At 72.2% G+C, this 6,947-nt stretch carries 5 protein-coding genes and 1 pseudogene; all 6 read left to right on the forward strand.

Annotated features, from left to right (window positions below; translation table 11 throughout):
- Positions 1-192 precede the first annotated feature (192 nt).
- Positions 193-717: a PadR family transcriptional regulator gene (locus H5J33_RS18340; protein WP_181796018.1), complete on the forward strand. Its 525-nt coding sequence runs from the start codon at positions 193-195 to the stop codon at positions 715-717.
- Entirely contained in the window at positions 714-1,403 is a 690-nt protein-coding gene (locus tag H5J33_RS18345; RefSeq protein ID WP_181796019.1) for an ABC transporter ATP-binding protein, read from the forward strand. The genes H5J33_RS18340 and H5J33_RS18345 overlap by 4 nt, the downstream gene beginning before the upstream one ends.
- Positions 1,400-3,610: an ABC transporter permease gene (locus tag H5J33_RS18350; RefSeq protein ID WP_258565204.1), complete on the forward strand. Its 2,211-nt coding sequence runs from the start codon at positions 1,400-1,402 to the stop codon at positions 3,608-3,610. The genes H5J33_RS18345 and H5J33_RS18350 overlap by 4 nt, the downstream gene beginning before the upstream one ends.
- Positions 3,559-4,605, forward strand: a pseudogene (locus H5J33_RS18355) (hypothetical protein); the annotation flags it as partial. The gene H5J33_RS18350 and the pseudogene H5J33_RS18355, both read left to right, overlap by 52 nt.
- Positions 4,606-4,792: 187 nt before the next feature.
- Positions 4,793-5,728: a cellulose-binding protein gene (locus H5J33_RS18360; RefSeq protein ID WP_181796020.1), complete on the forward strand. Its 936-nt coding sequence runs from the start codon at positions 4,793-4,795 to the stop codon at positions 5,726-5,728.
- A 197-nt stretch (positions 5,729-5,925) separates the two neighbouring features.
- The coding region (locus H5J33_RS18365) for an ABC transporter ATP-binding protein (RefSeq protein ID WP_181796021.1) at positions 5,926-6,947 on the forward strand (1,022 nt) is incomplete at its 3' end.

A 6,947-nucleotide genomic window follows, 5' to 3' on the forward strand; every position in this document is an offset into this window, starting at 1 on the left:
GGCCTGAGCGGGGCTCCCGACCAGGGGCAGGCCGTCGTCGTACCAGGGCCTCCGGTCGTGACGACGCACCAGACGTCCGGGGCTGTTACGAAACCCTGACAATGGCGCCTCACCTGCACCGACGCCTCCCCGGGGGTCCACTGTGCACCCGGTGTATACATGGTGGGTATACACGCTGTGTAGAGTTCCCTCATGTCCATCGGTCACACCCTCCTGGGACTCCTGGAGTCCGGCCCGCGCCACGGCTACGACCTCAAGCGGGCCTTCGACGAGAAGTTCGGTCACGACCGGCCGCTGCACTACGGCCAGGTCTACTCCACGATGTCCCGGCTGCTGAAGAACGGTCTCGTGGAAGTCGACGGGATCGAGGCCGGCGGCGGCCCCGAGCGCAAGCGGTACGCCATCACCGAGGCCGGCGTCACCGATGTCGAACGCTGGCTCGCCACCCCGGAGAAGCCGGAGGAGTACCTCCAGTCGACCCTGTACACCAAGGTCGTCCTCGCGCTCCTCACCCACCGCGACGCCTCCGACGTCCTCGACACCCAGCGCTCCGAGCACCTGCGCAGCATGCGCATCCTCACCGACCGCAAGCGCAAGGGCGATCTCGCCGACCAGCTGATCTGCGACCACGCCCTGTTCCACCTCGAGGCCGACCTGCGCTGGCTGGAACTCACCGCCGCGCGCCTCGACAAGCTCCGTGCGGCGGTGACCCGGTGACCCCTCCCCCCGGCTCCCTGCTCGTCGCCGAGAACCTGCGCAAGAGCTTCGGCCCCACCGTCGCGCTCGACGGCGCCGGCTTCTCCATCCACCCCGGCGAGGTCGTCGCCGTGATGGGTCCCTCCGGCTCCGGCAAGTCGACGCTGCTGCACTGCCTGGCCGGCATCGTGCCGCCCGACTCCGGCTCCATCACCTACGACGGCCGCGAACTCGCCGGCCTGAGCGACACCGAGCGCAGCGCGCTGCGCCGCAGCGACTTCGGGTTCGTCTTCCAGTTCGGCCAGCTGGTGCCGGAGCTGACCTGTGTGGAGAACGTGGCCCTGCCGCTCCGGCTGAACGGCAGCCCCCGCAAGGAGGCCGAGCGGGCCGCGCTCACCTGGATGGAGCGCCTGGAGGTGGACGACCTCAAGGGCAAGCGGCCCGGCGAGGTCTCCGGCGGCCAGGGCCAGCGGGTCGCGGTGGCGCGGGCGCTGGTCACCGGGCCCCGGGTGGTGTTCGCCGACGAGCCGACCGGCGCGCTCGACTCCCTCAACGGCGAGCGGGTGATGGAGCTGCTGACCGACGCGGCCCGCTCCACCAACGCGGCCGTCGTGCTCGTCACCCACGAGGCCCGGGTGGCCGCCTACTCCGACCGGGAGATCGTCGTACGCGACGGCAGGTCCCGGGACATGGAGCGCGCCATATGAACCTCCGGCAGTGGTCCAGGGACCTGGGCATGGGCGTACGGTTCGCCGTCACCGGCGGGCGCGAGGCCTGGGTCCGGATGGTGCTGACGGCGGTCGGCGTGGGCCTCGGCGTGGCGCTGCTGCTGCTGACGACCGCGCTGCCGAACGTGCTGACGGCACGGCACCAGCGCGAACAGGCCCGCACGGACCTCACCTACAGCGCGGCCGTGCCGCCGAAGGCCGCGAACACCGTGCTGGTCGGCATGGCCGACACCAGGTGGCACGACAAGGACGTCCGGGGCCGCCTCCTCGAACCCGAGGGCCCTCGGGCGCCCCTGCCGCCGGGCGTGGACCACTTCCCCGCGCCGGGCGAGATGGTGGTCTCCCCCGCGCTGAAGAAGCTGCTCGGCTCCGACGAGGGCAGGCTGCTGCGGGAGCGGCTGGCGGACCGGATCACCGGCACGATCGGCGAGCCCGGACTGATCGGCTCGCACGAACTGGCCTTCTACGCGGGCGCCGACCACCTGGCGGTGAAGGAGAACAGCTCGCACGTGGTGCGGCTGACCGCGTTCGGGGACCGGCACCCGACGCCCGAACGGGCCGACCCGGTGCTCATCATGATGACGCTGGTGGTGTTCGTCGCCCTGCTCACCCCGGTCGCCGTGTTCATCGCCGCGGCCGTGCGGTTCGGCGGCGAGCGGCGCGACCGCCGGCTGGCGGCGCTGCGGCTGGTCGGCTCCGACCGCCGGATGACCCGCCGGATCGCGGCGGGCGAGGCACTGGCCGGAGCCCTGCTCGGCCTGGTCGTCGGTACGGTGTTCTTCCTCGTCGGACGGCAGGTGGCGGGCTCGGTGGAGGTGCTGGGCGAGAGCTTCTTCCCCAGCTATCTGAACCCCTCCCCCGCACTGGTCGTCCTGGTCGCGGTGGCGGTCCCGGCCGCCGCGGTGGGGGTGACGCTGTTCGCGATGCGCGGGGTGGCCGTCGAACCGCTCGGCGTGGTGCGCACGGCCCGGCAGGCCCGGCGGCGCCTGTGGTGGCGGCTGCTGCTGCCCCTGGCGGGCCTGGCGCTGCTGTACCCGATGATCGGCAAGGGCCGGTCGAACGGCGACTTCAACGAATACCTGGTCATCGGCGGCGTGCTGCTGCTCCTGGTCGGTGTCAGCGCACTGCTGCCCTGGCTGGTGGAGGCGGTCGTGGCCCGGCTCGGCGCGGGCCCGGTCTCCTGGCAGCTGGCCGTGCGCCGGCTCCAGCTGAGCAGCGGTACGGCGGCCCGCATGGTCAACGGCATCGCCGTGGCGGTGGCCGGGGCGATCGCGCTGCAGATGCTGTTCGCGGGCGTGGAGGGGCAGTACACCCGGGACACCGGCCGGGACCCGGAGCGGGCGTCGGTGCAGATCGACATCTCGGACGGGTCCGCGCTGCCGGCGGCGGCCCGCGAGTTCCCCCGTACCAAGGGCGTACGGGCGTCGGTGGCGATCTCCACCGGCTCGGTCGGCGACCGGCGCCTCGACCCCCGCGCCACGGTGGGCATCACCGTCGGCACCTGCGCCGCGCTGCGCGAACTGGCCCGGCTGCCGTCCTGCCGGGACGGTGACGTGTTCGACATCCCGGACCCGGACGACAGCCCCGAGGGCCGGGCCTTCGTCCGGCCGGGCCGGCGGGGCTTCATCGACGCCACCTATTCGGGCGGCGGGCGCGGGCGCGAGGTCCCCTGGACGGTACCGGCCGGTGTGCGCCAGGTCCCGGCGCGCAAGGACGCCCTCCAGTCGCACGTCACCGGCCTGCTGCTCACCCCGTCCGCGCTGCCCGCCGCGGCCGTGCCGACGCTGTACCACCAGGTCTACGTCCGGCTGGACCTGTCGGTGCCGGAGGCGGACCAGTACGTGCGCAACACGGCGGCACGGGTGGACCGGCTCTCGTCCGTCTGGCACTGGACGGCGACCGCCCAGTCCCGGAAGTACACCTCCCTGCGCACCGGTCTGTTCCTCGGCGCGGTCTGCGTGCTGGCGCTGATCGGGGCGAGCCTGCTGGTCTCCCAGCTGGAGCAGTTGCGCGAGCGGCGCAAGCTGCTGTCGTCGCTGGTCGCCTTCGGCACCCGGCGCCGCACGCTGGGGCTGTCGGTGCTGTGGCAGACGGCGGTGCCCATCTCGCTCGGGCTGCTGCTGGCCTCGACGGTGGGCCTGGCCCTCGGCTCGGTGCTGCTGAAGATGACGGACACCGCGGTGTGACGGTCGGTTCCGCGCAGGCGCACGCCAAGCGGGTGCGGGCGGAGGCCGAGCGGACGAAGGCGGAGGCGCAGGCCGAGGCCGAACGGCTCGTCAACTCCGCGCGCGAGGAGGCCGAGCGGACCCTGGACGAGGCCCGCAAGGACGCCAACAAGCGGCGTTCGGAGGCGGCCGAGCAGGTCGACAAGCTCATCACGGAGACCACGGCGGAGGCCGACAAGCTGCTCGCCGAGGCGCAGGCGCAGGCCCTGAAGACCACGGCGGACGCCGAGTCGCAGGCCGACACGATGGTGGGCGCGGCCCGCAGCGAGGCCGAGCGGATCGTCACCGAGGCGACCATCGAGGGCAACTCGCTGGTGGAGAAGGCCCGTACGGACGCCGACGAGCTGCTGGTCGGCGCGCGCCGGGACGCCACCGCGATAAGGGAGCGCGCGGAGGAGCTGCAGAGCCGGATCACCACCGAGATCGAGGAGCTGCACGAGCGGGCCCGCCGCGAGGCGGCCGAGACCATGAAGTCCACCGGCGACCGCTGCGACGCGCTCATCAAGGCCGCCGAGGAGCAGTTGGCGAAGGCCGAGGCGAAGGCCAAGGAGCTGGTCTCGGAGGCCGACTCCGAGGCGGGCAAGGTGCGGATCGCCGCGGTGAAGAAGGCGGAGGGCCTGCTCAAGGAGGCCGAGCAGAAGAAGGCCCGTCTGGTCAAGGAGGCCGAGGAGCTGAAGGCCGAGGCGGTCCGCGAGGCACGGCGTACGGTGGAGGAGGCCGAGGAGCTGAAGGCGGAGGCGATCCGCGAGGCGCGGCGCACCGTCGACGAGGGCAAGCGGGAGCTGGAGATCCTGATGCGCCGGCGCGAGGACATCAACGCCGAGATCTCCCGGGTGCAGGACGTCCTGGAGGCGCTGGGGTCCCTCGAGGCGCCCGCGCCCGGGAAGGACGGCGGGGTCAAGGCGGGCGCCACCGTGGGCGCCCCCCGATCGGGTGGCAAGACGTCAGACAGCTAGCGGCCAGCGGGCGTTGTGATGTCTTCTGGGTACTTTGCCCAACTTTCCGGCAGGTGGTCCACCGGCCGGCCACTCGAAAGAGGTGCCATTCTCCAGATCAAAACCGTATCCGCTCGATGACACACCGCTGTGGCCCCTAGGATTCCTTTTATCACCTCACTCACCGGTCTCATTCGACAGGAACCCCATGAGCGACACTTCCCCCTACGGCTTCGAGCTTGTGCGGCGTGGATACGACCGCGCTCAGGTGGACGAACGCATCTCCAAGCTCGTCTCCGACCGTGACAGTGCTCTCGCCCGGATCACCGCCCTGGAGAAGCGCATCGAGGAGCTGCACCTCGAGACGCAGAACGCCCAGGCCCAGATCACGGACGCCGAGCCGTCCTACGCGGGTCTCGGCGCGCGGGTCGAGAAGATCCTGCGGCTGGCCGAGGAAGAGGCCAAGGAGCTGCGCGAGGAGGCCCGGCGGGCGGCCGAGCAGCACCGCGACCTCGCCGAGTCGGCGGCCCAGCAGGTCCGCAACGACGCCGAGGCGTACGCGGCCGAGCGCAAGGCCAAGGCCGAGGACGAGGGCGTCCGGATCGTCGAGAAGGCCAAGGCGGACGCGGCCCAGCTGCGTGCCGAGGCGCAGAAGGACGCGCAGTCCAAGCGCGAGGAGGCGGACGCCCTCTTCGAGGAGACCCGCGCCAAGGCCGCCCAGGCCGCCGCCGACTTCGAGACCAACCTGGCCAAGCGGCGCGAGCAGTCCGAGCGGGACCTGGCCTCGCGTCAGCAGAAGGCCGAGAAGCGGCTCGCCGAGATCGAGCACCGGGCCGAGCAGCTGCGCCTGGAGGCGGAGAAGCTGCGCACCGACGCCGAGCGCCGGGCCCGGCAGACGGTGGAGACCGCCCAGCGGCAGGCCGAGGACATCGTGGCCGACGCCAACGCCAAGGCCGACCGGATCCGTTCGGAGTCCGAGCGGGAGCTGGCGGCGCTCACCAACCGCCGCGACAGCATCAACGCCCAGCTGACGAACGTCCGCGAGATGCTCGCCACGCTGACCGGCGCCGCGGTGGCCGCGGCCGGCACGTCCAGCGACGACGAGCCGATCTCCCGGAGCGTTCCGGCGCAGCAGTCCCGGTAGTCGTACGACACCGGCATGGTGAAGGGGCGGTGGGGCCCGGTCCCGCCGCCCCTTCACCGTTTCCGCCGGCCCGAGCGCCGGGCATCGCTCTCCGGCTTTACTCTCTCTTGGGCGGAACCGTCAGCGCCTGGATATCCTCCTAACCCTTACGGGGGCGTGTGCCCCGCCTTCCTGAACCTTTTCGATGGGTGCGGAGCATGATCGAGGCTGTCGGCCTGACCAAGCGCTACGGCGACAAGACCGCCGTGTACAACCTTTCCTTCCGGGTGCGGCCGGGCGCCGTGACCGGCTTCCTCGGGCCGAACGGCTCGGGCAAGTCCACGACGATGCGGATGATCCTCGGGCTGGACAACCCCACGTCCGGGTCGGTCACCATCGGCGGTTATCCGTACCGCAAGCTGCCCAACGCACCCCGGCAGGTCGGCGCGCTGCTCGACGCCAAGGCCGTGCACGGCGGCCGGTCCGCCCGCAACCACCTGCTGAGCCTCGCCCAGCTGTCGGGCATCCCGGCCCGCCGCGTCGACGAGGTGCTCGGCGTGGTCGGCCTCCAGGACGTGGCGAAGAAGCGTTCCAAGGGCTTCTCGCTCGGCATGGGCCAGCGCCTCGGCATCGCCGCCGCGCTGCTCGGCGACCCGCAGGTGCTGCTCTTCGACGAGCCGGTCAACGGCCTCGACCCCGAGGGCATCCTGTGGGTCCGCAACCTGATGAAGGCGCTGGCGGCGGAGGGCCGTACGGTCTTCGTCTCCTCCCACCTGATGAGCGAGATGGCGCTGACCGCCGACCACCTCATCGTGATCGGGCGCGGGCAGCTGCTCGCCGACATGAGCGTGACGGACTTCATCTCGGCGAACTCCGCCGACTTCGCGCGCGTGCGCACCCCCGACACCGAGCCGCAGCTGCGGGAGAAGCTCGCCGCCGCGCTCGCCGAGGCGGGCGGACACGTACTGCCCGAGCAGGACGGCGCGCTGCGCGTGACCGGGCTGCCGCTGCCCCGCATCAGCGACCTCGCCCACGAGGCGGGCGTCCGGCTGTGGGAGCTGTCCCCGCACCAGGCCTCGCTGGAGGAGGCGTACATGCGGATGACCCAGGCCGCCGTGGACTACCGCTCGACCGCCGACCAGAAGGCGGGCCTCCAGCAGCCGCTGCCGCCCGGCGCCCAGCCGCCCATGCCCGCATCAGCGACCTCGCCCACGAGGCGGGCGTCCGGCTGTGGGAGCTG

It is taken from the genome of Streptomyces sp. WELS2, from assembly GCF_013870595.1.
Lineage (GTDB): Bacteria > Actinomycetota > Actinomycetes > Streptomycetales > Streptomycetaceae > Streptomyces.